At 54.8% G+C, this 25,662-nt stretch carries 21 protein-coding genes; 2 read left to right on the forward strand and 19 right to left on the reverse strand.

Annotated elements, in window-relative coordinates; translation table 11 throughout:
- Positions 1–78: 78 nt before the first annotated feature.
- From FPZ49_RS05670 to FPZ49_RS05690, 5 genes are all read right to left on the reverse strand, one after another.
- Positions 79–1,410, reverse strand: a complete 1,332-nt coding sequence (locus tag FPZ49_RS05670; RefSeq protein ID WP_144844408.1) for a sulfatase family protein — start codon at positions 1,408–1,410, stop codon at positions 79–81.
- 32 nt (positions 1,411–1,442) lie between these two features.
- Complete coding sequence (locus tag FPZ49_RS05675; RefSeq protein WP_144844410.1) at positions 1,443–2,840, reverse strand: sulfatase-like hydrolase/transferase; 1,398 nt, start codon at positions 2,838–2,840, stop codon at positions 1,443–1,445.
- Between the two features lie 14 nt (positions 2,841–2,854).
- Positions 2,855–3,643 (reverse strand): carbohydrate ABC transporter permease, encoded by a 789-nt coding sequence (locus tag FPZ49_RS05680; RefSeq protein WP_144844412.1) that lies wholly within the window; start codon positions 3,641–3,643, stop codon positions 2,855–2,857.
- Positions 3,644–3,647: 4 nt separating this feature from the next.
- Positions 3,648–4,562, reverse strand: coding sequence for a carbohydrate ABC transporter permease (locus tag FPZ49_RS05685; RefSeq protein WP_144844414.1), 915 nt, complete (start codon positions 4,560–4,562; stop codon positions 3,648–3,650).
- A gap of 133 nt (positions 4,563–4,695) precedes the next feature.
- A complete protein-coding gene (locus FPZ49_RS05690) occupies positions 4,696–6,030 on the reverse strand; it encodes an ABC transporter substrate-binding protein (RefSeq protein ID WP_144844416.1) in 1,335 nt (444 codons plus the stop codon).
- Between the two features lie 205 nt (positions 6,031–6,235).
- On the opposite strand from FPZ49_RS05690, the gene FPZ49_RS05695 reads away from it, so the two are divergent.
- Complete coding sequence (locus tag FPZ49_RS05695) at positions 6,236–7,432, forward strand: ROK family protein (RefSeq protein WP_144844418.1); 1,197 nt, start codon at positions 6,236–6,238, stop codon at positions 7,430–7,432.
- Positions 7,433–7,774: 342 nt separating this feature from the next.
- Here FPZ49_RS05695 and FPZ49_RS05700 read toward each other — a convergent pair whose 3' ends face one another.
- From FPZ49_RS05700 to garR, 12 genes are all read right to left on the reverse strand, one after another.
- Entirely contained in the window at positions 7,775–9,049 is a 1,275-nt protein-coding gene (locus FPZ49_RS05700) for an FAD-dependent oxidoreductase (RefSeq protein ID WP_144844420.1), read from the reverse strand.
- Entirely contained in the window at positions 9,046–10,380 is a 1,335-nt protein-coding gene (locus FPZ49_RS05705) for a hypothetical protein (RefSeq protein ID WP_144844422.1), read from the reverse strand. Before FPZ49_RS05705 ends, FPZ49_RS05700 begins: the two co-directional genes overlap by 4 nt.
- 45 nt (positions 10,381–10,425) lie before the next feature.
- Positions 10,426–11,913, reverse strand: a complete 1,488-nt coding sequence (locus FPZ49_RS05710; RefSeq protein ID WP_222429874.1) for a sulfatase-like hydrolase/transferase — start codon at positions 11,911–11,913, stop codon at positions 10,426–10,428.
- Between the two features lie 60 nt (positions 11,914–11,973).
- Positions 11,974–13,542: an extracellular solute-binding protein gene (locus FPZ49_RS05715; protein WP_261381272.1), complete on the reverse strand. Its 1,569-nt coding sequence runs from the start codon at positions 13,540–13,542 to the stop codon at positions 11,974–11,976.
- Between the two features lie 81 nt (positions 13,543–13,623).
- Complete coding sequence (locus FPZ49_RS05720) at positions 13,624–14,502, reverse strand: carbohydrate ABC transporter permease (protein ID WP_144844426.1); 879 nt, start codon at positions 14,500–14,502, stop codon at positions 13,624–13,626.
- 29 nt (positions 14,503–14,531) lie between these two features.
- Positions 14,532–15,506 (reverse strand): ABC transporter permease, encoded by a 975-nt coding sequence (locus tag FPZ49_RS05725; protein ID WP_144844428.1) that lies wholly within the window; start codon positions 15,504–15,506, stop codon positions 14,532–14,534.
- 126 nt (positions 15,507–15,632) lie between these two features.
- Positions 15,633–17,507 carry a cache domain-containing sensor histidine kinase gene (locus tag FPZ49_RS05730; RefSeq protein WP_144844430.1) on the reverse strand — a complete coding sequence of 625 codons (1,875 nt, stop codon included), beginning with the start codon at positions 17,505–17,507 and terminating at the stop codon, positions 15,633–15,635.
- 14 nt (positions 17,508–17,521) lie between these two features.
- The gene (locus tag FPZ49_RS05735; RefSeq protein WP_144844432.1) at positions 17,522–19,150 is read right to left on the reverse strand and encodes a response regulator; all 1,629 of its coding nucleotides are present in this window, start codon (positions 19,148–19,150) and stop codon (positions 17,522–17,524) included.
- A 32-nt stretch (positions 19,151–19,182) separates the two neighbouring features.
- On the reverse strand, positions 19,183–19,428 hold the full coding sequence (locus FPZ49_RS05740; protein WP_144844434.1) for a hypothetical protein: 246 nt from the start codon (positions 19,426–19,428) through the stop codon (positions 19,183–19,185).
- A 17-nt stretch (positions 19,429–19,445) separates the two neighbouring features.
- On the reverse strand, positions 19,446–19,664 hold the full coding sequence (locus FPZ49_RS05745) for a hypothetical protein (protein ID WP_144844436.1): 219 nt from the start codon (positions 19,662–19,664) through the stop codon (positions 19,446–19,448).
- A gap of 230 nt (positions 19,665–19,894) precedes the next feature.
- Complete coding sequence (locus FPZ49_RS05750; RefSeq protein ID WP_144844438.1) at positions 19,895–21,280, reverse strand: four-carbon acid sugar kinase family protein; 1,386 nt, start codon at positions 21,278–21,280, stop codon at positions 19,895–19,897.
- Positions 21,281–21,289: 9 nt separating this feature from the next.
- On the reverse strand, positions 21,290–22,180 hold the full coding sequence (gene garR / locus FPZ49_RS05755) for a 2-hydroxy-3-oxopropionate reductase (RefSeq protein ID WP_144844440.1): 891 nt from the start codon (positions 22,178–22,180) through the stop codon (positions 21,290–21,292).
- Positions 22,181–22,357: 177 nt separating this feature from the next.
- On the opposite strand from garR, the gene FPZ49_RS05760 reads away from it, so the two are divergent.
- On the forward strand, positions 22,358–22,981 hold the full coding sequence (locus FPZ49_RS05760) for a GntR family transcriptional regulator (RefSeq protein WP_144844442.1): 624 nt from the start codon (positions 22,358–22,360) through the stop codon (positions 22,979–22,981).
- 155 nt (positions 22,982–23,136) lie between these two features.
- Here the strand turns inward: FPZ49_RS05760 and FPZ49_RS05765 are convergent, their stop codons facing one another.
- The gene (locus FPZ49_RS05765; protein ID WP_144844444.1) at positions 23,137–23,487 is read right to left on the reverse strand and encodes a hypothetical protein; all 351 of its coding nucleotides are present in this window, start codon (positions 23,485–23,487) and stop codon (positions 23,137–23,139) included.
- Positions 23,488–23,542: 55 nt separating this feature from the next.
- Positions 23,543–25,414: a hypothetical protein gene (locus tag FPZ49_RS05770; protein ID WP_144844446.1), complete on the reverse strand. Its 1,872-nt coding sequence runs from the start codon at positions 25,412–25,414 to the stop codon at positions 23,543–23,545.
- Positions 25,415–25,662 lie beyond the last annotated feature (248 nt).

Raw genomic sequence — 25,662 nt, forward strand, 5'->3', positions numbered from 1 at the left:
AAAAGCAGCAGCTACACGCACAAAAAAAAGGCCAGCACCGGGTCAAAACCCAGTACCAGCCTGCCCACGAACAAATCACTAACAACGAATCTCCGCCTTCAGCCTCGCCGCAATGTCCGGGTGCGCTTCCGCGACGTTGTCGTTCTCCCATGGATCGTCTCGGAGATGGTAAAGCCGATCCGGGCGGTCCCGCTCCACAATCAGCTTCCACTCCCCGTCCGAGGCCATGCGCCATGCGCTCGGATGCTGCGGGCCTTCGTCCAGCCCCGACACCTGCACCTCGCGCAAAGCGCTGGCTTCGCCGGTCAGCACGGGCCTCAGCGACAGCGAATCCTCCGCTTCCGCCATCGGAGTGACTCCGGCCAAGTCAAGGATCGTGCTCGCCAGATCCTGCAGCTCCACCAGCGCCTCGCTGTACTCGCCCTTGCCAATCCCCGGTCCGCTGATCACCAGCGGAATATGGACGGAGCCCCGTTCCGGCTTGCACTTGCCGAACTTATCAAAGTCGCCGAGCATATCGCCATGGTCCGATGAGTAGATGATCACCGTATTGTCGAGCTCCCCGCGCAGTCTGATTTCATTCAGCAGCAGCCCGATGCTGCGGTCGATGTTCTCCAGCATAGCAGCGTAATTTTGCCGGATGCTGTTGGCCACGGCCGGCTCCACGCTGCACTGATTCGGATACGGGAACGACTCGTTCTCCCATGCGGCCTTCATCCGGTGCGTAATATCAAACGGCTCATGCGGACACACAAAGTTGACCATGAGGAGCCAAGGCTGATCCTCAGGGAAGCCGCGCAGCATCTGGATACCGTTGCGGGTCACCCAGTTGTCGCAATACGCCTCGTCCGGCAGGTCCGTCGCATGCGTCTTTTTGCCGCGCTCCGCCATATCCTTCAAATGAATGTCGGCCAGCCCCTGATCGTAAAGGTACTTCATATAAGGATCCTTCGGCTCGGTCGCCCCCGAGAGGACCGCATCGATTTTGCCGGCATTGTCGATTCCATCCGTAAAACCAAGCGTGCCCAGATCCTCGATCCAGCCGTCAAGCCCCCACCAGCGCGTCGCCTTGTGCAGGTCGAACTTGCCTACGCCTCCCACCCGATAGCCCGACTCCTTCAAGCAGGAGTAGAAGGTCCGGCGGGACAGCGGATAATCGACGTGATTGCCGGTGACGCCGATTTGGTTATACCGCAAACCGGCGGCAAGGCAGGCCCGGGCTGGTGCGCAAAGCGGCGAAGGCGTGACCGCCTTTGTGAACGTAACGCCCTGCTGCATCAACGCCTCCATATGCGGCATACGAATTGACAGCGGCTCCATGCCAAGCTCCGCCATCACCGACGGCGCATACGGCATCCAATCCCCGCGATGCGTGTCCGGGAACAAGAACAAAATATTGGGACGCCTCATGATCAGCTCACCTTTCTAAGACTTCAGTCCTCTTATGGATGTATACGCTGCAAAATCGGATCCTGAACCCGGAGCTGCCAGCGGATCAATTCTTTGTCCAATTGGCTCAATTGCGCTTGTGTCTCGGGGTCCTCGGCTAAGCTGCGCGTCTCCCACGGATCGCCCTGCAAATCAAACAGCTGCGTCCGATCCGTGCCCACCTCGCCCGAGCGATAATAGCGAATCAGCTTCCAGCGCCCGTCGCTTACCATCCGCTGAGCCAGCTTATACGCGGAAAATACGCTCTCCCGCACGACCGAGAACGAGTTCTCCAGTAACGGCACGAGACTGCTGCCTTCTACCGTATCGGGACATGCGGTGCCGATCAATTCACACAGCGTTGGATAAATATCCATCTGGTGCCCGAGCCCGCTGACCTGCATCCCCCTCGGCAAGCCAGGACCCTGCATCAAGAGCGGAATATGAATACTATGCTCATACAAGTTTTGCTTGCCGAGCAGTCCATGCTGTCCAAGCGCAATTCCATGATCGGCGGTGTACACCACAATCGTATGATCCAGCTGTCCGCTGGCTTCCAGTGCCTCCATGATCCGGCCGATTTGCGCGTCCATATGTGTAATCATGCTGTAGTACTCCGCCAGCTGCTGCTGAATTTCCTCCGGCTTGCGCGGAAGCGAGGCTAATTGCTCGTCACGAACGTGCAGCTCCCCGTTATCGAACGGATGCTCCGGCATGAAATTGTCAGGCAGCGGAATCTGCTCAGGTGGATACAGGTCCAAAAAAGACGGCGGAGGCGTTCTCGGATCATGCGGTGCAGTGAAGGCCAAATAAAGAAAAAACGGCTCATCCTGCTCCTGCCCCTTTTCACCCTCACCCTCGATAATTTTAATCGCCGAATCCGCAAACAGCTCGGACGAAAACGCTTTGCTCGGATAAGCCGCTTCCGCCGGATACACTCCGCTCGGGTCAAAATCGTGAATCGGCAGCCCGATATGATCGCCCATGCCGCCGAAGAATATACTCGCTCCGCCCGTGAAGCTTCTCGCAAAGCTCTCGGCTCCGTTGTGCCATTTGCCGATGCCGTAGGTCCGATAGCCATCACGCCGCAAGGCCTCCGGCAGCGTCGTCAGCTCCGGGTTGAGCTTCCACAGCTCGCGGTTTTCCGTCTCCTTCAGCGTAACCTCACGGTCGGACACCGTCGCTTTAAACACATTGGCCCCTGTCATGAGACTGGCCCGGCTAGGCACGCAGAGTGCAGCCGTTTGCCCACCCATCGTATAAATTGATTTAAACAGCACGCCATCCACTGCTAGCCGATCCAGCGCCGGTGTCTGTACATCGGGATTCCCATACGCACCAAGGCTGTCGAACCGGTGATCGTCGGCGATCAGGAATACGATATTCGGCTTTTTGTTCGCGGAATGCTTCATGTTAACCTCCTGGCCTACTTGATGGCGCCGCTGGTGAGGCCGCGCTGCATATATTTTTGGCCGAAAATGTACAAAATGACGATCGGAATCGTGATCAGCACCAACGCAGCAAACACCTTGTGATAATCCGAGGTATACTCTTTAATGAAGAACTTGGGCGCCATCGTCACCGTCAGCATCGCTTCCTTATTAATAAACACGAGCGGAAACAAATACTGGTTCCAAGAGTTCAGAAACGCCAGAATGCCAACCGTCGTGAGCACCGGCACTGCCAAGGGCAGGATGACATTAACAAATTTGCCCCAGGCGCCTGACCCATCCATTTCCGCCGCCTCCAGCAGCTCGTTAGGAATTTCATCAAATGCATTGCGGGCGATCAAAAGCGAGAAAGGGATGACCATCGCCACCTCCGGTCCGACCAGCGACATATACGTATTGATCCAATGAAACGTCTTAATCGTCTGGAAGAGCGGAACGAGCATCGCCACCGGCGGAATCATCAGTCCGATCAAGCAGATCGCAAATACCGAGGCATCCCCGGGAAATTTCAGCTTGCTGAACCCGTAAGCGGCCAGCGAGACCGTGATGAGCAGCAGCACAACGACCGAGGTCGAAACGATAAAGCTGTTCATCAAAAATCGCGGAAACTGCTTCAAGCTAAGCACATCCCCATAATTGGCCCCTCCGTCACCCTCCAGCGAATAGGACACCAGATACACCATCGGAACGACCCAGATGATGGCCAGGAGGAGGAGAGCTACATTCATCGTAATCTTTTCAGACCGCTGCAACCTACCGAACATCCCTCTACCTCCTAAGCTTGTTATACACGCGAAGTTGAAAAGCTGTATACCCGAAAGCAATCAGCAGCAGCACAACCGATACCGACCCGCTGTACCCCGTTCTATATTTCAACAAAGATTCGCGGAACAAATAAGTGGAGATCAGCTCTGTTGCCCCTCCCGGGCCGCCCTCCGTCATAATCCAAACTAAGTCGAATACCTTCAGCGCGAAAATAATCCCCAGAATCAGTAAAGTTACATGCGTGCCGCTGAGCATCGGAAAAATAATATGGCGAAACTGCTTCATCACATTGGCGCCATCGATTTTGGAAGCCTCAAAAATTTCCTGATCAATATTCAGCAAGCTGGTGTAATAGATGAGCATATAAAAGCCCGCATTGGCAAAAATGTACACCGCTGCAATCGCATTCAAAGCCATCGACGGCTCGGACAGCCAGGTGTGTGTCAGGCTCTGGGCGCCTACCCATCTGAGCAGCGTGTTGAGCAAGCCGAAGTTCGGCTCGTAAATCCCTGAGAACGTCGTTCCGATCGTGACCACCGCAATGACATGCGGCAGAAAGAAGATCGACTTAAACAAGCCGCTAGCCGCCCACACCCCATTGAGCAGTACGGCCAGCACTAAGCCAAGTGCCATAGACAACGGAATCGTAACGATCAAAAAATGAAACGTATGCCCCAGCGCATCATAGAAATTCGGGTCCTTCAACAAGCTGACGTAGTTATCCAGTCCGATAAAGGCTTTATCCCCAATGCCCGACCATTCGAAAAATCCGATGTAAATATTATAAAAAATACCGAAAAACGTGAAAACGGAAACAAAAATGAGAAGAGGAAGAGAAAAGAACAATCCGGTGAATCGGTTTCGTTTCTTTTTCAGTCCGGCAATCGACTTGTTCGTGTTCGTAATAGCAACCTCCACTGGATTCCACCCCGCAGGCGACATAGTAGGAAGAAAAAAAACGAACCTCCGCCCCGCAGCTTCCGGAACAGCCCTGCCGACCGCGGCGATGGGACAGAGGTTCGATGAACAGTCAACTTTACTCTTAAGCTGGTTAGCGCTTCACGGCATCCGAAGCTTTCTGCACCTCAGCCATGGCTTGCTCTGGCGTTGCCGTTCCGCTCGCGACCTTCTGCAGGTTCGTGAAAAGCGCTAGCTCGATGGACGCATTGTCGAGGAAACGGATTCCGCCAACGTCCTTCGACAGCTCGTTTAAGATTACATCCACCGATTGCTTCTCAAGGTCAGACTTGAGCAGAGACTTATCCATCGACAGCCCTTCTTTGACCGGGAGGAATTGCAGTGACTTGCTCAAGATCGTCTGGTAGTCGCCCGTAGCCATGAACTCCACAAACTTCCAAGCAGCATCTTTGTTCTTGGAATCCTTGCTGATGCCAAGCGGCACGTCGCCGTTGATCAGCACACTCGTCTTGCCCCCGGCGATCGTCGGCATCGGCACGAGCCCGAAGGTCCTGTCGCCGATTTTCAGTCCGTCTTTATTGGCGACATCGGTCATGATCCATGCTCCAACGAGAATCATGGGCAGCTGGCGCTTTTGCAGGTACATTTCGCGCAAATCCGGGTCGAATTTGGTGGTCAGGTTCCCGTCTTGGAAAATATGATCCGTGTAGAACGCCTTAAACGCATTCGTCGCTTGAATAAACTGCGGATCGGTGAACTTCGCTTTCCCCGCATCGGCATCATACAGCTTTCCGGGAGCGATCTGATTTACCAGGGTATAGAACACATCCGTCACCGTTGCGCTCTTCCCGCCGGCAAAGCCAACGCGTGGTACGATGTTGGGCAGCTTCGCGTCCTCGAACTTCTTCACCGCTTGCTTGAGATCCTCGTAAGTTTTGGGCGGCTCAGCTCCTACCTTCTTAAACAAATCCACGTCATAGGAAAGGAATGGCGTAACAGCGACGCCAGTCGGGATCGTGCGGTAGCCGGCTTTTTTGGACGCATCCATCGCCGTGCTCTTGAACGACTTCTCCCAGTCCTTGCCAAGCGACTTCTCCGCAAGAGGAGCCAGCGGCTCGAGAATCGACGTATAGTTTTTAATCATCGGCCCGTTCGTGAAAGCCATGACATCCGGTACTTCTCCGCCCTGAATGGCGACTTGAATCTTCTTCTCATAGTCCGCCGAAGGGGTGCGCACGTAGTTTACTTTAATTTTCGGATACTTGGCGTTAAAGGCTTTGATCAGATCCTGCCAAACATTATCTTCAGGCGACCACGACCAGAAAGAAATTTCCCCAGCGATCTCTTCCGGCTTTGCTGTCTTCTCATTCGATGGTGTCGGACTTGTGCCTGTAGTTTGCGAGCCGCCGCATGCGGAAAGCACCAGCGATCCGGCAAGCAGCACACTCATTAGTCTCATCTTCTTCATTATAAACACCCCTTTTATGAATGCTGAAGCGTTTTCAACGCCTTTGTATATTTAGTATATACTTCATACAAATAAAAAGGAACATAAATTTATTTTCGTAAAAAGGTTCTTATTTTATAAGACACTCCTTTTGACATACGGTTTATTATTGTATAATATTCATACTAAATCATCCATTTTGCACAAAAGTAAGGTTGTGAATACGATGCATCCTAACGGCCCACTCGGCAACTTTGACCTGGTGAAAAAAATTAATATGGAGCATACGATCAGCACGATTCTGAACTACCGCCCCCTCTCCCGTGCCAAGATCGCAACGCTAACCGGCTTGAATAAGATGACCGTATCCAGCTGTGTGGACTTGTTTCTTCAAAAAGGGCTGGTCTTTGAGCTAGGGACGACGGGTACCTCGCGGGGACGCCCTCCTGTGCTGGTCGATATTCATGAACAGGCGGGTGTCTGTGTTGGCGTCGATGTGGAGATCAACCAGTTCACCGTGCTCGTCACCGATCTGCTCGGCAAACGCCTGGAGAGCATGGGTATTCCCATGGAAAGCAAGGATCCCTATCATTTCGTTGACTCGGTCTCGCACATCTTCGCCGATTTGGCCGCTGCTCATGCTCATCGTCCCTTAGGAATCATCGGTGCGGGTATTGTCATTCCGGCCTATTACAATACCCAGACCAACGGGGTGGAATACAACGCGAATCTGAAGGAGTGGAACGATTTCCCACTTGCAGATGAGCTGTGTCGGAAAAATCCGTCGCTGCCGATCTACATTAATCCGGCTCCGTATGCCGGGGCGATGGGAGAGGTGCATTTTGGCGGCGTTGCTTCGAAAACGGTGGAGCATCTGGTCTATGTGACCAGCTCTTGGGGTTTATCCGTCGGTGTCTACAACAAAGGCGAGCTATTCACCGGAGCTACTGGAACTGCCGGTCGGCTGGGGCACTCCACCATTCATATGAATGGGAAAAAATGCACCTGTGGCAGCCGGGGCTGCTGGGAGATGTACGCTTCCGTGAAGGCGCTATACGATTTGCTGGAGACGACGCCGCAGCAGCTGCCGTTCATCGACATCGTAGCGGGCATGACCAACGGGGACGCCAAGTACACGAGCGCGGTGCACGAGCTCGGGCATTACCATGGCATCGGCCTCGCCAATGTCATCAACGCGTACAATCCGCGCGTCATCTGTATCGGCGGACTGCTGGCGCTGCTTGGACCGACGCTGGTCAACTCGATCTGGAACACGCTGAGTGAGATGATTCCAGCGCGGTTCCTGCGGCATGTGGAGATTTACTGCTCAGAGCTCGGCGAGCTCGGTGTCGCTCACGGCGGCGTGTCCATGGTGCTGCGCCAGCTGCCGGCCACGATGATTCGGTATGCGCTGCAGGAGTAGGCGGGGGTTGGATTTTTAAAATTAAGAAAAAGTACTCGCGCCAACTAGGGCCAGAGCTGCAACGCGGAGAATCCGCGTTCGAGCGAAACGACATCGTCCGAATCGGCCTGCAGCGCAGTTTTTCCTCCTTCGAGCACCCCAGCGCCGCCCATATCAGCCTGCAAAGTGGATTTTCCATAACCTAACCTTACCAAAAACGAAAAGGGGTGGAAGGCTGCTCCCACCCCGAAACTTATAAATTAGGTTAAAAAAGGATAGAGACTCAGAAAAATATCTGAATCTCTATCCTTTTTTACTGGTTTATCCGGTCGCGAGGATATGTTGGAATCTGTTTTTTTGCGGTCATCCCGGCTGCGTTTGGCGTCCCCCTTGAAAAACAACATCCTGCTTCCGAAGCTCCGCGTGCAGCTCGCCGATGGAGATGTCGCGGATCTTGCTCCTCTCTTCCAAGGCTAGGGCCGCCGCAATGCCCGCCGCTTGCCCCAGCGCGTAGCAGGTAGCCTGCACCCGCATTGAGGACATCGCCACATGCGTCGCCGAAATGGAGCGTCCCGCCACCAGCAGGTTATCGAGCTCATCCGGTACCATGCAGCGGTACGGGATGTCGTAGCCGTCTACCTTTCGCTCATCGGTTGTTTTTTTGCCGTCGGGGCTGTGGATGTCGATCTCGTAATTCGTCTGCGCCACCACATCCTCGAACCGGCGTCCTTCCACAACATCCTGCTCCGTCAACGTGTACAGACCCTGGATTTGGTTCGTCTCCCTCACGCCCACCTGACCGGCTACATGGGAGAGCACATACGTCTCGAACCCGTTGCGCTGCAAATAGTTGACGATGGAAAACACCTGTCTCAGCGCTTCCGTCTCAGCAAAATTCACATCCTCGATCTTCGCCCCGTTCCCCTTGACCCGGGTCATGTTAACGAGCAGCGTGCCCTCCTTGTTCCGCTCCCAGTAGAGCCGCCGCCCTTGCGGCAAATCCGATACCTGCTCATAGTAATAGCAGCCCTCGGGCAGCATCGGCGTCACAGGCTTCCCCGTATTTTGCATCATAAACATCAGCGTCATCGGCTGTGTCAAACCGTCTTCCTCCCGGCCCGAAGTGTACGGCACTCCGGCATCCATGGCCACCCTGGCATCACCGGTGCAGTCAATAAACTGCTCCGCCTCGAAGGCGCGAAGCCCCTCCCGGGTAGACGCGATGATAGCTTTCAAGCGGCGGCCTTCTTTGACCGTGCCGACAAATTCGGTATGGTAGCACACGTGGACCTTTTCTTTTTTCATCTTCTCGTTCAAGTAATGCCGCAGCTGAAAAGGAGAATACTGCGGTGCGATGGAGACGTCGTGCTGCTCCGGCAAATATTCGCTCAATACCTCGGCGATCATCTCGCGGTAAATCCCGGTCACATTGCCGATGGGCATAAAAATGCTCACGTTGCCCAGGGTCCCCATGCCGCCCAGCTGACCCGATCGTTCGAGCAAAATAACCTTTTTGCCGCGTCTCGACGCGCTGATCGCCGCTGCCGTACCGGCCGGACCTCCGCCGATCACCACCATATCCGCAGCTGCGTACGCTTCTACTTTGCGCTGAAACTCATAGCTTGTTGATGTACTCATTCGTTTATTCGCATCCTTCCTTGATTAAAGTCAGATTGATCGGTTAATTTACCCCTTGGACGCTCCAGCCTCTGCCTCTGCCTCCGCCTTGGCCCACGCCTCGAACAGCTTCGCCCGCTCTGCCATATCCAGCTCAGCGACCTCGCGCACGTAATCCAAGTCTTCGCCAAACAGCTCGGGCGTCCATTTTCGCCCAAACCAAAGGCGGCATGCGTCACTTCATCGGCCCAGTCGTAATCCTGGAAGCGCTCCATCAGCGGATGCTTCGCCACATCCCGGCAAAACTCGTACTCGCCGACCTTGCCGGGGCGCTTCATCGCTTTGTCCTCGAAGCCGATGCTCAGCAGCGCGTACCGCTGCGCCGGCAGCTTCGGGATGAGCGGATCGTAGCCGCCTACATATTGCCGCAGCGCCATCCAATCGATGCCCTCCGCCTCCAGCGCCGCTTGCCCGAACAGCGCGTGCCGCACTTCGTCCCACAGATGCCGGGCCAAATCCTGGTAAAACTCCCACGGCATCTGCTTCTGGTCATAAATGACGCTCGCCAAATTTTCCACGGCGGACATTTCTTCCTGGCGGCTCTTCATCATCATGCAGAGCCGGATATGATCGGGAACATCCGACAGGCTCGGGATGGAGGTGCGTCCCAGAGCGGCGGGGCCCATCCGCTTCGAATCCCGCACGGCGTGCTTCGGCATCTCATACGGCTTGCCGGACCGCCACCGCGCAGGCAGCTGCGTACGGACGCCCTGCTCGCCAGTGATCCCCCCTGCCGCCGCCAAGTAATCGGCGATATGCGCCTCGAATTCGGCGGCCAGCTCCAGCGGTTCGCCATCCTGCTGAAGCTCGGCGATCATGCGCTCGCCCCATTCGATTTGCTCGCGCAGCTCCATGCACAAGACCTTCAAAATGCGGATCGTCGGGTAATCGACCAGCTGCTGCGTCTCGGCCATGTGCAGCGTGTACGCTTCCAGCAGCGCGGGCTTCACAACGCGGTAAATGCCCGCCAGCAGCTCCATATCCGTCTCGGCATGGATCAGATCCTCGAACAGCAGCGCTAGCGTAACATTCGGCTCCTTGAGCAGCTGGGTCGGCGGGGTGCGCAGCTCTAGGATCCGGCGCCGCAGCGCACCTACGGCCTCCGCATCCTCATAGAGATGCCTGCCGAGCGCCGCCTTCAGATGCCAGTTCGCTCGGGCCGGCAGCTGGGCAGCCTCGCAGCGAAACAGCTGCTCGTGAATGTACCTGAATCTGCGCAGCACCTTCGAATTGATCTCTACACTGAATTTTCCGGTGCTGTACGGATTCGAAATCCCTGTGAACGCGATCATGCCATGCGCCTCCTGAATTGGTTAGTGTCACTCCGCCCACACACCTCAATAGCCTTTGCCGTACCGGATCGGCCCCCGCCAAGCGAAAGGATTGGCTGCCTTGACCTGGCGTTCCTCGCGCAGCGGCTTATCGGTGGCTCGCAGCCCAGTGGTCGCATTATCGTCGTCCCGCCAAGCAGGAAACCGCTCACGCAGCTGGTGCCTGCATTCGTTCAGCATCGCTCCGCACTCAGGTCGTGTATCTGCAGCGAGATTGTGCAGCTCCAACGGATCCTGCTCCAAGTTAAACAACTGCTCAAAGCCTCCGTCGACGTAGTACAAATACTTCCACTTCACGTTCGCCGCCATGAACAAACCATCTCGCTCCTCCACGTAGCCAAACAGCCAGCGCTCCTCAAGCTCGCTCTCGTCCATGCGCAGCAGGCTGCACCCATCGCGTTCAGACTGCTCCTCCTCCGACCACACCCCCGCCAGATCCAGCAGGGTCGGGTAAATATCCGCCAGCTGTGCTCCGCGCTCGAACACGCGTCCTGCAGCATACGCCGGATATCGGGCTTGAAGGAATGCTTTAGGAATGCGCAAAATGAACGGCACCCCAGCAGACGGCTCGTAGAACGCGGTTTTGTGAAACAAGCCGTGATCGCCCAGCATCTCGCCATGATCCGAGGTAAACAGGATGATCGTATCCTGGGCTATCCCTTGGCTGTTCAGCTCGCCGAGCAGCCGGCCCAGCTCGTAGTCAATATGCGTGATCTGCGCGTAATAATGCTTGCGCGCCGCCTGCACGACAGCTTCAGGCAGCTGATCCAGCTTCCGGCTCCAGCGGACATTCGTGATCCAGCGAGGCACCTTGTCTTCAGCATCACGAGACCAATCGCCGACGGACGGCTTCGGAATGTCGATGCCGTCATACAGCCGGACATACGATTCCGGCGGGTCAAACGGTGGATGCGGCGTCTCGAAGCTGGTCCACATGAAGAACGGCGCATGCGGATCCCGTTGACGCAGGAAATCAATCGACTCGTTCACGATCCAGTGCGTCTGCGTGTATTGCACGGGCGTCGAGGCGAAGGCCGGGTACACCTCGTTCCCGCCCAAGCCGTGCCCGCGGTACATCCCGGCATAGGGCGTGCCTTCCAGCCAGTTGACGTAGTCCTCGGGCAGCAGCCGCATCCGTTCAAAGCCGTACCGCGCCCGGGCCGGGGTAAAATGCATTTTACCGGCGGCATGCGTCTGGTAGCCTGCGGCGGTCAGCCTCCCGGGCAAGGTGCGGTGGCTCGCTTCCGGAAACGGCTTTGCCGTTTCGCTCATATTCGCCAGTCCATGACGATCTGCGCTCAAGCCCGTCATAATCGTGGTGCGCGCCGGGATGCAGATCGGGCAATCGCTGTACGCGCGACGGAACCGGATGCCTTCGGCCGCCAATTGATCCAGGTGCGGGGTCATGACCGGATGCCCGGCCCCGACCATGCCGAGACAGTCCCAGCGCTGCTGGTCGGTCGTGATCAAGAGGATGTTCGGATGTGTCAACACAAAGCTCCCTCCGTGCTCAACTAACAAGGGGAAGCTTTCGCCTCCCCATCGTAGTCCTGCTTATTTTTTCAGTTTGGAGTACCAATCATTGATTTCCTTCGCACTGGCGTCTCCGCCGGACGCTTTATACTTAGCCATGAACGCGTCCAGGCTGCTCATCGGATCGGCCCCCACGATGAACTTCACGGTTTGGTCGTTCACGAGCGTGTTCAGCGCGCCGTTGTTTTTCGAATAGTCCGCGAGGTACGGGCTCTTGCCCAAAACATCCGGGAAGCGGCTGTTCGCCGGCTGCTTCACATTCAAGAACTCCCATGCCTCGAACAAACGAGGGTCTTTGCGGACGCGCGCTTGCCAGTAGGTCGGATAATTTTTCTCGTCGACGCCCATCAAGTAGTTGTTCGCCTGATTCCGTTCGTCGGTGAAGATCGGCAAAATCGGGGTGTAAGCGTTGTCTTTGAAGGTGTAGTGCTTCCCTTCCTCTCCAATCGCCATCAGCTTGAACGTATCTTTATCCAGCTTCGCATTCATCCACTTGATCGCGTCCTCGGCGTGCTTTGACGCCTTCGGAATGTACGTGATCCGGTCGAAGCCGGCGCCCGCTGAAAGCCCCATTTTTCCGTCTTTGCCTTTCAGCGCAGGAACGGATACCATCTTCGCGTCCGGCTGCACTTTTTTCAGCGCATCGGCAACCGTCGGTACATCGGCCCAGTGAAGTACGATGACGCCGGCTTTCCCGCTCGAGAACTTCTCCTTCATGTTCGCGTCCTTATTGACGGCGAACTCTTTATCCAACAGTCCTTGCTTGAACAAATCGGCCGTAAACGCCAGATAGTCCTTGTAGGCCGGGTCGAGCGGACGAGGCACCAGCTTGCCGCCGACATCGTTCCAGCTGTTCATGAGGCCAAAGGTGCCCGCAATGTTATCGATGAATGGGGAATCCCCTTTGATCGTCAGCGGTACATTTTGAGCTCCGTTGCCGCCTGGATCCTTCTCTTTAAACGCTTTCAAAACCGCTACGAACTCATCCAGCGTCGTAGGCACCTTAAGCCCAAGCTTGTCAAGCCAATCCTGTCGGATCATCAGATCATTACCGACAAACTCCAGCGTTTTCGTCGGGATCGCGTACAGCTTGCCATCGACTTTGGCCGCATCCAGTGATTCCTGTGAAATCGCTGCTTTAATGTTCGGCCCGAATTTATCGATCAGCGGACCGAGATCAACAAGGGCGCCACGCTTCGCGTAATCGGAATAGAGCGCCTTGAAGTCACTGGAGCCGACCGTCGTAATCGCATCGTACGCTTCGCCGGAAGCGATCAGCAGGTTCAGCTTATCCTCCGGCTTGTCTTGAGGCAGCATGTCGTACTGAACCTTGTAGCCGGTTTTATCCTCGAGCACCTTGGCGACCGGATACGTGTTGTAATCGTCTTTTTGCCAAATCTGCAGCGCTCTTAAGGCCGGTTTCGGTGCATTCGATGCCGCCGGAGCCGGTGTAGCTGAGCCTGTCGGAGCAGCCGTACTGCCGCCTGTGTTGGCCGGTTTCGTATCCGTCGAGCTGCCGCATGCGGCCGCTGTGACAGCTAACGAGGTAATGAGCGATAAAGCGAGAATGGAGCGTGGTGTTCGATTCACTTTAAACCCTCCCCTAATTGGTCTAATTTAACCATCTATTCATCAAACGCCCGGACGAACCGGCTGCGTTAATGAGCAACCTTACCCTTTGACCGAGCCAATCAACACACCTTTGATAAAATGCTTCTGCAAATACGGGTACACCAGCAGGATTGGAATGGTGGATGCGATGACCGTGGCGGCGCGAACGCCCTCCGGCGAAATGTTCATCAAGTCATCTGCGCTGCGGTTCATGCCTGCGGTGACGGAGTTCGCGTCCATGACGATATCCCGCAAGTACAGCTGCAGCGGCTTGAGCTGCGGCGAGTTGATGTACAGCATCGGATTGAAAAAATCGTTCCAGTAATACACCGCGTAGAACAGCGAGATCGTCGCAATCACTGGGCCGCAAAGCGGAAGAATGATCCGAAACAGCACTGTAAAGTTGCGTGCGCCGTCCATTTTCGCCGATTCCTCCAGACTGTCCGGCAAGCTCTCATAGTAGCTCTTAATGACCAGCAGGTTGAACACGCTGATTAACGCGGGCAGCACGAGCGACCAAAGGCTGTTGATCAGACCGAGCTGACGGATCAGCAGATAATTCGGGATAATGCCTCCGTTAAAAAGCATCGTGAAAACGAACAGCAGCATGATCGTGGAAATCCCCGGCAAATGCCGCTTCGACAGCGGGTAAGCGGTTACAGCCGTGAGCAAAATGGACAGCAGCGTCCCTCCCACCGTCACCCCTACCGATACCAGGAATGACCGAATAAACTGGCCGGACGTGACGACGAATTTCATCGTCTCCAGCTGGAACCCGACCGGGAAGAGCCCAACCTTGCCTGCCACAACCGCCCATTCCTCACTGACCGCCTTCGACAGCACATTCAGAAACGGAAGCAGCGTCGAGACCGCCATCAGAAAGAGCGAAACATATATGATCGTATCTAAGGTGATGTCACCGAGTGTTCTTTTTCGCATGCTTGCATTCTCCTTTACACAAGCTCAAGCTACCAGATGCTTCGCTTCACCAGCTTCTTGCTGAGCAAATTTCCACTCACGATGAGCAGGAAGCCGACGACCGAGTTGAACAGGCCGACTGCGGTGCTGAAGCTGTAGTCCATTTTTCCAAGACCGACACGGTACACGAAGGTTCCGATGACGTCGCCGGTTTCATACACGACAGGGTTATACAGGGTCAAAATCTGCTCCGTACCCGCCTCCAGCAAATTCCCGATCCGCAAAATAAACATGAGCACGATCGTCGGCGCGATCCCCGGCAGTGTAATATGAATCATTTGCTTGATGCGTCCTGCCCCGTCAATGGAGGCCGCCTCATACTGATCTTGGTCGATGCCCGCGATGGCGGCGATGAAAATGATCGCGTTCCAGCCAATTTCCTTCCACCCCGCCGTGAAGACGACGATGCTGCGGAACCAAGCGTTGTCGATCAGAAAGGAGATCGGCTTTCCTCCCAGCGCCACGATGAACTCGTTGAGCAAGCCGCCCGTAGGGGATAGAATGTTGACGAACAGTCCGGCGATGATGACCCAGGACAGAAAATGCGGCAAGTAGATGATCGTTTGGATCGTCCGTTTGAACCACATTTTGGCGACCTCGTTCAGAAGCAGCGCGATAAGGATTGGAATCGGGAACAGCAGGATGATTTTGTACAAACTGATCAAAAGCGTATTGCGGAACACCTGCATAAACTCGTCCGATTGAAACAGCTTCTGAAACTGCTCGAAGCCCACCCAAGGACTGCCAGACACCCCATCGAAAATGTTAAAATCCTGAAATGCGATCACAATGCCATACATCGGTGTGTATTTGAAAATAAGCAGAAATAATAATCCGGGAATCAGCAGCAAGTAAAGGTCAATGTTGCCACGAAACAGTCTCCAGCGGTGTCCTTTTACTTTTTTGGCGGCTGCCGTTTGTACGGTTGGTTCTGCTTTGCCCGTATCCGCTGCCGTTGTGCTCATCTTTCTCGCCTCCAGCCATGCCCTTAATGTTGTGTCTTTATTATAAAAGGAATGCCGAATCCGCTTGTAGGAGGTAAAGCTTCAATTTCTGGTGCTTTTCTATAGAGTCTGTAGAAAAAGACCACCTTAACCGGTGGTCCCCTTGTCATCGTTAGGCTTGGCCTTGGAAATCGCTTTCAAACGTACAGTCACCGTGGTGCCTGCGCCCGGCTCGGATTGAATGCTAAGGCCATAGGCGATGCCGGAATACAGCGCAATCCGCTCGTTGACGTTATATAGTCCGTAAGAGCTGCCCGATCCATCAGCTCGCATTTCGGAGGATGGGGGCTCGCTGAGCAGCCGCTTGGCCCGCTCCTCTTCCATCCCGATGCCGTCATCCGACACCGTCAGCACCAGATCGTCTCCGGCCTTCAGCGCTACGATCCGGATCGTCCCGCGTTTGCTTTTCGACTTGCGGATGCCGTGCAGCAGCGCATTTTCCACGATCGGCTGCAGCGTCAGCTTGGGCATGATGAACGCGCCGAGCTCGGTTTCGGACTCTACCACATACTCGAAGGAGCCTGGAAAACGGCTGTGCTGAATCTCCAGATACACACGGGCTAAATTAAGTTCGTCATCCACACTCACTAGGTCACGGCCTTTGTTCAAGCTGAGACGGAAATATTTGGCGAGGGCATCGATCATTTGGCTGATGTCGTTCGCTCCCCGGCCGATGGCGATCCAATTGATCGTATCGAGCGTGTTGTACAAAAAGTGCGGATTAATCTGCGCCTGCAGCGCCCGCAGCTCGGCCTCGCGCTCCTGCACCCGGGCAAGGTAGGTCTGCTCTACGAGCGTTCGCACCCGATGAATGAGCCGATCCACGCTCCGCTCCAGCAAGCTGAAATCACCGTCACCAGACGGAGGAAGCTCATCGAGCCCTTCTGCGCCCTCCCTGCGGATGATTCCAATGACCTGCTGAACGCGACGATTCATCCCTCGGACGATAAAGGCCAGCAGCACGAACACTAGGACGATAAACAGACCGAAAAACGCCAGCAGCGTAACAACACCGGAATACTGGCTCATCTTAACCGCTCTTTGCGAAATACTTGAAGCTTGCACCTCCGCGACCATTTTCCAGCCGGTCACCGGAATCGGCGTGCTCACCACGTACTCAGCCTCGTTGTTCAGCGTAACTTTTTGCACCTTATCCTCTTTGTTCATGATCGCATCCAGCACCTCGGGCTTTACCTGCGCGCCGATCTGCTTTTTGTCCAGATGCGCAATGATCGTGCCGGTCCCATCCACCAAATACACCGGATTCTGCTTCGAAATGTCCAGGTCGGCCAAAATGTTGGTGACCGTTTTCTCCGACACGTCGATCATCAGCACGCCTGAGATTTGGTCGTAATCCTTCGGGTCCCGCAGCATGCGCGCGCACGACAAGATATACGCCTCGCCATAGTCGATAAAATTTTCGTTGTACACGCCGGTCCACACCATGCCGCCGTTCGCCTGCACGATCCGGTCAAACCAAGGTCTGGCTCTCAAGCTGTCCAAGCTAAAAAAGTTAATCCGCTCATTGGCATACAGCTTCGACTTATCCACAAATAACCTGACTCGAAACACATCCGAGTTAGTCTGCACCGATTCCACCAAGTACCGCAAGTCTTTGACGATATCCAGCTGCAGGCCAATCGGCTCTTCCTCCGTCCGATCGCTGTTTAGATATTGGAAAATTCTCGGATTCATGAAGGCCGAGTTGCTGATGTCCTGCACATGCTCGATCCGGTACGTCAGGTTGCTGCCCGCCTGCTTCAGCGTCTGCTGCATCGTGCGGGTGACCTCCTCCTCCAGAATCGAGGTGGAGCGGACATAGTAGGAGTACAGCAGCACCGTGGCGGGAACCACGATCAAGAGGGCGTAGGTCAGCAGCCATTTGCGCGGAATGCTGAATCTGCGGCTCATCCGTTTGGCGAAGTTGAGGCTCGGTCTAGCGATCGTAGTTAAGGGGGGCATCGCCCGTCACCATCCTATGCATAGTGCTCGCGGTATACGCTCGGCGTAAGACCGGTCACCTTTTTGAACAGCTTGCTGAAGTAGATCGGATCAGCATACCCGACGGCGTAGCAAATATCGTAAAATTTGTTGCGCGGATCGCTGAGCAGCTCTTTCGCTTTTTCGATGCGGATGTGGGTCAAGTATTCGTTAACCGTGCGGCCGGTTTCCTGCTTGAACAGAAGGCTGACATAGGTGTCGGTTAAGTAAACCTCTTTGCCAATTTCCGCAACCGTCAGCTCGTTGTCCGCATACCGCCGCTCGATGATCGCCCGAACCCGCTCAACCAGATTGTTCGCCTTCCCGCTTCGCTTCTCTTGAATAGCCTCGCAGACTTGGGTTAAATGCTGCGCTACCAGCTGTTTGAGCTCTCCGATCGTCTCCAGCTTGAACAGCCGCTCCCTTTGCTGCGCTTCCTCTTCTTCGAACTCGGCTGACTGCAAATTGAGCTCCAGCAGCAGCTGCCCCGCGATCAGCAAAATTTGCAGACACACATTGCGCGCATATTTAAATCCATCACGGCGGTTGCGGGACAGCCCCTCGAACAGCTCCTCCAGCGCCGCTTGGAGCGGCCCCTCTTCGGCCGTTTTCAAAATTGACGCCAGCCGCTCGCTGCGGGCATGATCAAACCGGCTGTAGCTCTCCTCCTCCTGCTCGAGGCTGTCCATCGTAATGATGCGGTTTTTGCCCAAAAACCATTTCCGACCCGCCGCTTCGCGAGCATGCGCGTACGAATGCACCAGCCCCGGCAGCCGGGACACGCGTTGGCCGATGCCGATGGTGACGCTCATTTTGAGCCAATTTTGCAGGTTCTCCCGAATATCCCCGGCCAGCGTGAACAGCCGCTCCTCCAGATCGGCTTCCTGATCGAGTGTATGCGCATGGATGATCCCGACAAATTCGCCGCTCTGCTGCTCCAAGGCGTAGCCGCCCAAATAGCGGTCGATCAGCTCCTGAACGACGTTCAGCACGGCGTATGAGAGCAGCTGCCGATCTCGCTCCGAGCGGTTCTCCATCACCTCGGCGTAGCTGTCGATCGACACGACGATGACCCAGTAGGCCGCAGCCTCCGGCAGGCGCAGCTCCAGAAACTCAAGCCGGTCCCGAATCCGGTCCGGCTGGGGCACCCCGTCGCGCAGCAGCGACATGAGGAACTTCTCCCGCAGCAGCGGCATGCTCTCCTTCAGCTTGGACTGCATGTCCTGTGTCAGCAGCCGTTCCCGCTTCTCCGCCTCCAGCACGGTGATGACCCGTTCCACTACAGCTTTCAGCTCCTGCAGGTTGACCGGCTTAAAAATATAATCCACCGCACTGACCTGCAGCGCGGATTTCAAATAATCGGCGTCATCATGCCCGCTGACGAACACGATCTTGATCTCGGGAAAGCGCTCGCGGATTTCCTTCGACAGCGTAATGCCGTCCATGTTCGGCATCCGCACGTCCGTCAGGACGATGTCGGGCTTGCTGTGCCCGAGCAAATCGAGCGCCACATCCCCGTCGTCAGCCTCATCCATAATCTCAATGCCAAACGCGCTCCAGTCAAAATAATTGCGCAGCCCGAACCTCACCGTCGGCTCGTCGTCTACGATCAGCAGTTTGTACATATGCCTGTCCCTCCCCGTCTACATACCTATCATTATAAGGGCAAACGGTGACGTGCGGGAAAAATAAAAGCACTTACTTTTCCATAAAAGTAAGTGCTGGGAACGTTGGCCTGAATCCGCTTGAGCGCGTCGATACCGATCTGCTTCGTCTTTTCCTCGTTGACGCGAGAGGACGTTACGTAAGAAAACGCTCCGAAAAAAAATAGTGGAATAATCGTCGAAATCAGCATCATGACGGATAGCTTGCCCTGCAGCGATTTGTTTAGCATCAGTTTCATCTTGACCTCCGCTCGGCTCAACGCAGCTTACCCAGCACGCTGGTCTGTGTGTTCTGCAGCTTTTGCGCCAGAGTCTCCGGGCTACCGCCCTTCATCAGCTCCTGCAGACCGTCGCTGAGCGTCTCCACTGCCGCTGTCGTCAGCTGGGTCTCATAGGACGGCAGCAGCGTCACTTGTTTCGTCAGTTCATGCAGCTCAACAAACAGAGGATGCGCGTGGGAGCGGTCCACTTCCATCCTGTCCAGTCATGCCATATCCTTAAAGATACCGTCTTGTGTCCGTTATCCGCATATCCCGGTACCGACGGCTCCGGTGTCGGGGCAGCCGAGCAGCCGGGAACGAGGAGGCACAGCATTATACCGGTAAGCGGAAGACGGGTGCGCCACCGGCACACAAGTTCCATTAATTAGCCACTCCCTTCTCTTATCAATTCTGGCCGGGTACAGACCCATCAGGGCCACGATGTTCAGGATTTGCGCTCTATTTTCTCCACGATTTCCAGTAGCGTCCGATCCCCTCCTACATTCCCCGGAAAAATGATGTAAGGAATACCGCTGAACTTGGCTTCGTCCCCGGTAAGCCATACCGGTATGCCTGCTGCCGCTTGGCCAAGCACGCGTGCCTTGCGGATACCAAGGCCCTTGGTCGCCACATCACTTGAAGTAATACCTCCTTTTGCAATAATAAACTTCGGAATGACCTCAAGCGATCGCACCACTTCAACTAGCGATTCGGATACCGTCTGGCTGATCTTGAAGTTGTCGACTTTCGTTTCCCCGGTGATCAGCTCACGGCTGCTGTATACAACCACATTTCGGCCTTCGGCCAGTTGCTGATTTGCCTCCGCTATGACACGCTCTAGCTCCTGCATGCGGCCCTTCGGATCTAAAATGTGCTCCACCTGGATTTCCAGACCTACGATCCCCGGCATAGTCAGCAAATGCTCAAGCTGGCGCGTTGTCTTCTGCACATAAGAGCCCACGACAACGATTCCGCCATGTCCTTCTTGTCCTCTCGCTATTAGTCTCTCATGACCTAAGAAGGCTTGGTCGGAAATTCCGGCATACGATTTCACGAATGACGCTGCCGTGCGAAAAATAAACGACTTGCCCTGCTCCTCTGCCTGCAGCAAAGCTAGCGAGACCACGTCCATATCCTCGTACAAGAGCACATTGACAATAATCGGCACGTTATTTGCGGCTTCGAGCAATGCTTCCTTAACCGCTTCCGGTCCCTTACGAATCTGCTCAAGCGAAATAACAAGGCACTCTAGCGCATGGCTGCGTCCCTCGGTCTTCTCTTCAACCCACTTTGTTAAATCTCCGTTCGAATAACCAAATACCTTATCCTTAGCGAATTCCGTCTCATGTACGGGAACAAAGTGTTCATTCTCGATCATGTAGTGGATATTGTCGTACGTCACTCGTCCTGCTTCGAAAAAGGCGGGAATAATGAGGTGTCCGTCGTAGCCTCGACCACTTAAGCGCCTCACTTCTTCCGACAGCGTATCGATTTCGAGCGGATAATACCCTCGAAGCGTGGAGTCGCTTCGGCTGATCAATGTAAAGGACCTGCCGCTCTCATCAGCTACCGTGTGTACGTTGCAGGCGATCTCTCGGTTGATCCGCTCAGCGGCTTTTGCATCAAGCCCTCGTGTATTTGTAAGAATATAAAAGAGGGATTCAGGAGCATCGAACGCTTCGCGCAGCAGCTCTTGGTCCCATCGGGTCAGGACATCAATGTCATGGACCGTCTGCACACCCGTCGGATCATCATCCAAAACAATAATCTTTCGGCCCCTGGCATCGTTAATCCGCTTGATTTCATTTTTTATGTTGGATTCTATATTCATCAGCTCACCTCATTTCCTGACCTGTACCCCTGCAAGCTTTTCAAAATACTGCACGATGCCTCCATGATCTTCAGAAGCTTTACCGTCGACTTTGAGCGCATGAAAAATTTCCAGAAGCTGACTGCTAAGCGGGAGCGGTACCCCGATATCATGAGCGGTTTCCATGACGTTCGTCATGTCCTTCAGGTTAATATCGATGCGACCTCCGGGCACGAAGTTCCTCTCCAGAATAAGCGGCACTTTGGCGTCCAGCACAGCGCTGCCGGCAAGCCCGCCTCGGATGGCCTGATACATCTTCTCAACGCTGATTCCCGCTTTGGCTGCAAAGACGAGTGCTTCCGACATCGCAGCGATATTTAGGTTGACGATGATCTGGTTCGCCAGCTTTGCCGTCGTTCCCGAACCATTAGTACCGATCAGCGTAACGTCTTTACCGAGTACGCGCAAAATGTCGAAAACGCTTTCAAAAATACTCTGACTTCCACCGGCCATAATCGCCAGAGTCCCGTCGATAGCCTTTGGCTCGCCCCCGCTAACGGGTGCGTCCAGCATATGAAGCCCCGCTTCACTTACGGTTTCAGACAACTCTTTTGATATCACTGGCGAGATCGAGCTCATATCAATAATGATGGTGCCTTTGGATGCCCCCTCCAATATGCCGTTCTTACCCGTAATGACTTCATTAACATGCTGTGAATTGGGCAGCATCGTGAAAATAATAGTACTGTTCTCTGCCACTTCCTTCGGCGACGCGGCCGCCCGGGCTCCAGCAGCCTCAAGAGTAGAAACAGCATCTGGATTAATATCAAATACACACAGCGGGTATCCGGCTTTCATTAAGTTTAATGACATCGGCCGGCCCATAATACCCAATCCAATAAACCCGATTTTCTTTTTCATACTGCAATCCCTCCAAATGATGTAACAGTATCTTATTTCAATCAATATTGTACACAATGATTTTTATTTTGTATACAATTCACATCAATCCGTGTACGATATCACTATAAGCTCATTTTTGAATCAGGTTGTTAAGAACCGATGTTTCCATTAAAGTAAACGGTGGAGGTGTGTGACATGCAGTACAATACTAAATCCCGTTCAGCATATCAACAATCCTATGAAGTGCTGCGTGACATGATCTTGAAAGGCGAAATCGCGCAAGGAACCAAGCTGGTTGAGGAGAAGCTCGCAGCCGATTTGGGCGTCAGCCGAACGCCGATCCGTGAATCCATACGCAAGCTTGAGCAAGAGGGACTCATCGTCAATAAGCGAGTAGTGAGTCTATCGGAGACCGATTTACGAAATACCTTTGAATTGAGAAAGCTTCTGGAGGGATACGCGGTGCGAAGCGCAGCAGCTTACTTGTCCGACAAAGCGCTGCTCTCACTGGAGCGTTGTGTGGAGATTGGACAGTCCGGCACAAAGGACGAAATTATGGAGGCCAATAAGGAATTTCACGAAATCATCATGTGTTCCACCAACAATCCGCTCATGATCGATTTGTTCGAACGAATGCAATCTGTAATTTATCTATTCAGACAAACGGTCGTGTATTTTAACCGCCCATTTCTCATAGAAGAACATCATCGCATCTGCGAAGCAATCAAAGCGCACGACGGCGATACGGCAGAGAGGCTGATGAAAGAACACCTCCAAGCCGATCTCGATTTTTACGTGCATTTGAACCGTCATTCGTGACCAGGCCATCCCAGTGACCGGACCTCGGCTGGAGAATAGGCTCATCCGGGCGCTTCTACGGTCCCTTGACCAACTGCGAGACGGCGAGTCCAATGCGCTGGTTGGCCCGGGCTTGGAGGGGACGTATCGCCGCATTGTGTATGGTCGGTTGTGCGTCATGGCCCATACAACGGATTCTCCCCCAGCGGCATAGGCGCCCCCACCGCTTCTCGCCATTGCAGCATGAGCACATGCAGCTCCCGCGTCTTCTCCGGCAGCGCTGAGGCCTGATTGACCCGCTCCCCGATATCCGTCTCCAGATTGTAAAGCTCCAATCGGCCATCCTCGAAAAATTCAATTAGCTTCCATGCCTTATGGCGCAGCGCAGCTCCTGGTGCCACGCACATCGGTACGCGGAGTGTACAGGCCGATCGTGCGCAATTCGGGCAGGCGTAAGCGCTGGGAAACACCATCCCGGATGCCGCCAGCCGGTCGATGTTGGGGGTCTCATAGTAGGTGCTGCCCATGAAGCCGACATCCTTTCACCCCATATCGTCGATCAGCATGAGGATAATATTCGGTTTACGGCGATACGGATCCGTCATGAGCAAAGCTCCCCTCCTCCACAAAAATCGGACTCGCATACATAAAGCCGCCGTCACGCTGCAGCGCACGCAGATAAAAATGAGTCGAGCGCCGAAACGTCCCCAACGGAACCTGCAGCTCCACGTGCGGTGATGAAGACGAAGACGCCCATACGGTCTGCCCTTCTGAAATGATTTCGATCGACTGCAACGGGGTTTCCGCCTCGATTTCAATTGCTGCAGTCAGCTCTTCCCCTGCCGCAATTCTAAGCACACCGCCCATCAGAACACCGTTAAGCTCAAACCAGACAATCGCCCTCGTATCGCACACCGCCCATGTATGGCGATTCCAAAGCGTTTGAAACAAGCTATCCCGCTCCACCCGCTCCGTCCATACGCCTGTCAGGATTACGCTTTTGCGCTCCTGATAGATGACCCGCCCTGGCCATCCTACATGATTATCCGTTCCGCCGGTAAAACCTAACCGATGCCCCGTTCGCAAGGCGTCCTGCACCGATGCGGATTGATTGTGCACCAAGCCCCGCCAGGCGTCCGTGTAGTCATTTTTCTCCTGATTGCCGCGGTTTTGCACGATTTCGACCAGACGCCGGTAGTCGCGTGGCTCCATCCAGTTGTACTGGTACCATGCGGGAACGCCGTCCTTTTTCAGCGTGGCCACGCTATTCGTATGATGGGGGACCGCCAAAAAGCTCTTAAACCCGTCGTCCAAAGCATCCAGCTGATTCGTAGACGTCTCCAAATCGCCCGGCTTAAAGCCTGCCGAACCGCCGCACACCGCCGCATGATCCGCCATTGTAAAATAGTAGTTTTCATGCCCGCGGTTCGTGGAATTTTCCCAGCCATAAAAAACAGCGAAGCTGTCATCCGCATTAAACGCATCGATCGCGCGCACCGTCCGCTCCCACTCCGACAGCTCCGGACTATGATCGCTGGGAGCGGCGAAATTCATGTTCAGCGCATCGCGCGCGCTGGTTAATGCCTCGGTCATCGGCCGTCCCCCGTCCGCCCCCCCGGCCTCCTCCGTGTGCCAATGAATATCACCGAACGCCGGAAGCAAGCCCTGCTTGGCCTGCGCAAGCACCGGGTTGCCGATCACCACCAGATTATCCCCGTCGACCACGCCGTTCGCAATATTTTCGTCCAATGACAAATCGTCCATCCGGATGTTGACGGTCACTTTTTCCAGCTTCTTGGGAGCGTCCAACAAAAGGATCCGCGATGAGGTCATGAGCGCGAAAGCCGTCTCACTCATCCAAGTCCATGAAACCGTCACAGCCTGGGCAAAAGAAGACGGATTCCCGTACCGATCCTCGGGAACCATACACGTCCGAACCTTGCCATCGACCCCAGGCACCGGATGCGAATACACCGAAAAACGCTCCACCGGCCCAGCCTGCACCGTGAGCCTGCAGCCTTCCCCCGCCTCCTTCAGCAGAGGTCCCCCCGCTTCAGCGGATTTATCCGCCCAAGCCGAATTCGGCTCGCGAATCCAGACGAACAAGTCCAAATCCATACCGGCGAACAGCGACGGAGTAGCTAAGAGCTGAATCGCCACCGGCTCCCCCTTGGGCACCATCTGCAGCAATCGTGCGCGCAGCACAATCCGCTGCTTACGATTCTGGAACACGTCAGGCCCCGCTTTGCTAATATGCGGACTGAACAGCACCTCTGATCGCTCCATGTCGATCCGGTGCATTTTCCATTCATAATGCTGCCGGAAATTGCCGGCTCGCAATTCCACCTCGGTGCCGGGGATGTAGTTTTTCTCCGGCAGCCACACCAGTTCATATGCAAACTGCCTGTGCATCGAGCAATGGGCGTGAGCATCTTTTGTAATCCGTAGCGCCATGGTACCATTCCTCCAAACCCAATCGGCTAGTTGCGATACCTATCTCCTTCGGGATGGTGCCGCCCGCCAACTCAGATTTTTTCTTCTCCATCTTTCCCTGATTTACATACATATGCTGTCCGTCTTGAATTGAGAATCCGGTCGCCTTCAATCGAGCCCGTGATCATCTGAACTCACCGCTTGATGGTGCGTTTCCGGATGTAGTTCAAGCTGAACCTCGCCCACAAAAAAGAGAACCGCTTATACGC

The sequence above is a fragment of the Paenibacillus cremeus genome (assembly GCF_007786445.1).
GTDB classification, from domain to species: domain Bacteria; phylum Bacillota; class Bacilli; order Paenibacillales; family NBRC-103111; genus Paenibacillus_G; species Paenibacillus_G cremeus.

What these genes read in the sequence shown, in the direction of transcription:
- FPZ49_RS05670 (WP_144844408.1), bottom strand. Translation starts at nt 1,410, where the DNA reads ATGAGGCGTCCCAATATTTTGTTCTTGTTCCCGGACACGCATCGCGGG.
- FPZ49_RS05675 (WP_144844410.1), bottom strand. Translation starts at nt 2,840, where the DNA reads ATGAAGCATTCCGCGAACAAAAAGCCGAATATCGTATTCCTGATCGCC.
- FPZ49_RS05680 (WP_144844412.1), bottom strand. Translation starts at nt 3,643, where the DNA reads ATGTTCGGTAGGTTGCAGCGGTCTGAAAAGATTACGATGAATGTAGCT.
- FPZ49_RS05690 (WP_144844416.1), bottom strand. Translation starts at nt 6,030, where the DNA reads ATGAAGAAGATGAGACTAATGAGTGTGCTGCTTGCCGGATCGCTGGTG.
- FPZ49_RS05695 (WP_144844418.1), top strand. Translation starts at nt 6,236, where the DNA reads ATGCATCCTAACGGCCCACTCGGCAACTTTGACCTGGTGAAAAAAATT.
- FPZ49_RS05700 (WP_144844420.1), bottom strand. Translation starts at nt 9,049, where the DNA reads ATGAGTACATCAACAAGCTATGAGTTTCAGCGCAAAGTAGAAGCGTAC.
- FPZ49_RS05705 (WP_144844422.1), bottom strand. Translation starts at nt 10,380, where the DNA reads ATGATCGCGTTCACAGGGATTTCGAATCCGTACAGCACCGGAAAATTC.
- FPZ49_RS05720 (WP_144844426.1), bottom strand. Translation starts at nt 14,502, where the DNA reads ATGCGAAAAAGAACACTCGGTGACATCACCTTAGATACGATCATATAT.
- FPZ49_RS05725 (WP_144844428.1), bottom strand. Translation starts at nt 15,506, where the DNA reads ATGAGCACAACGGCAGCGGATACGGGCAAAGCAGAACCAACCGTACAA.
- FPZ49_RS05730 (WP_144844430.1), bottom strand. Translation starts at nt 17,507, where the DNA reads ATGCCCCCCTTAACTACGATCGCTAGACCGAGCCTCAACTTCGCCAAA.
- FPZ49_RS05735 (WP_144844432.1), bottom strand. Translation starts at nt 19,150, where the DNA reads ATGTACAAACTGCTGATCGTAGACGACGAGCCGACGGTGAGGTTCGGG.
- FPZ49_RS05740 (WP_144844434.1), bottom strand. Translation starts at nt 19,428, where the DNA reads ATGAAACTGATGCTAAACAAATCGCTGCAGGGCAAGCTATCCGTCATG.
- FPZ49_RS05745 (WP_144844436.1), bottom strand. Translation starts at nt 19,664, where the DNA reads ATGGAAGTGGACCGCTCCCACGCGCATCCTCTGTTTGTTGAGCTGCAT.
- FPZ49_RS05750 (WP_144844438.1), bottom strand. Translation starts at nt 21,280, where the DNA reads ATGAATATAGAATCCAACATAAAAAATGAAATCAAGCGGATTAACGAT.
- garR (WP_144844440.1), bottom strand. Translation starts at nt 22,180, where the DNA reads ATGAAAAAGAAAATCGGGTTTATTGGATTGGGTATTATGGGCCGGCCG.
- FPZ49_RS05760 (WP_144844442.1), top strand. Translation starts at nt 22,358, where the DNA reads ATGCAGTACAATACTAAATCCCGTTCAGCATATCAACAATCCTATGAA.
- FPZ49_RS05765 (WP_144844444.1), bottom strand. Translation starts at nt 23,487, where the DNA reads ATGGGCAGCACCTACTATGAGACCCCCAACATCGACCGGCTGGCGGCA.
- FPZ49_RS05770 (WP_144844446.1), bottom strand. Translation starts at nt 25,414, where the DNA reads ATGGCGCTACGGATTACAAAAGATGCTCACGCCCATTGCTCGATGCAC.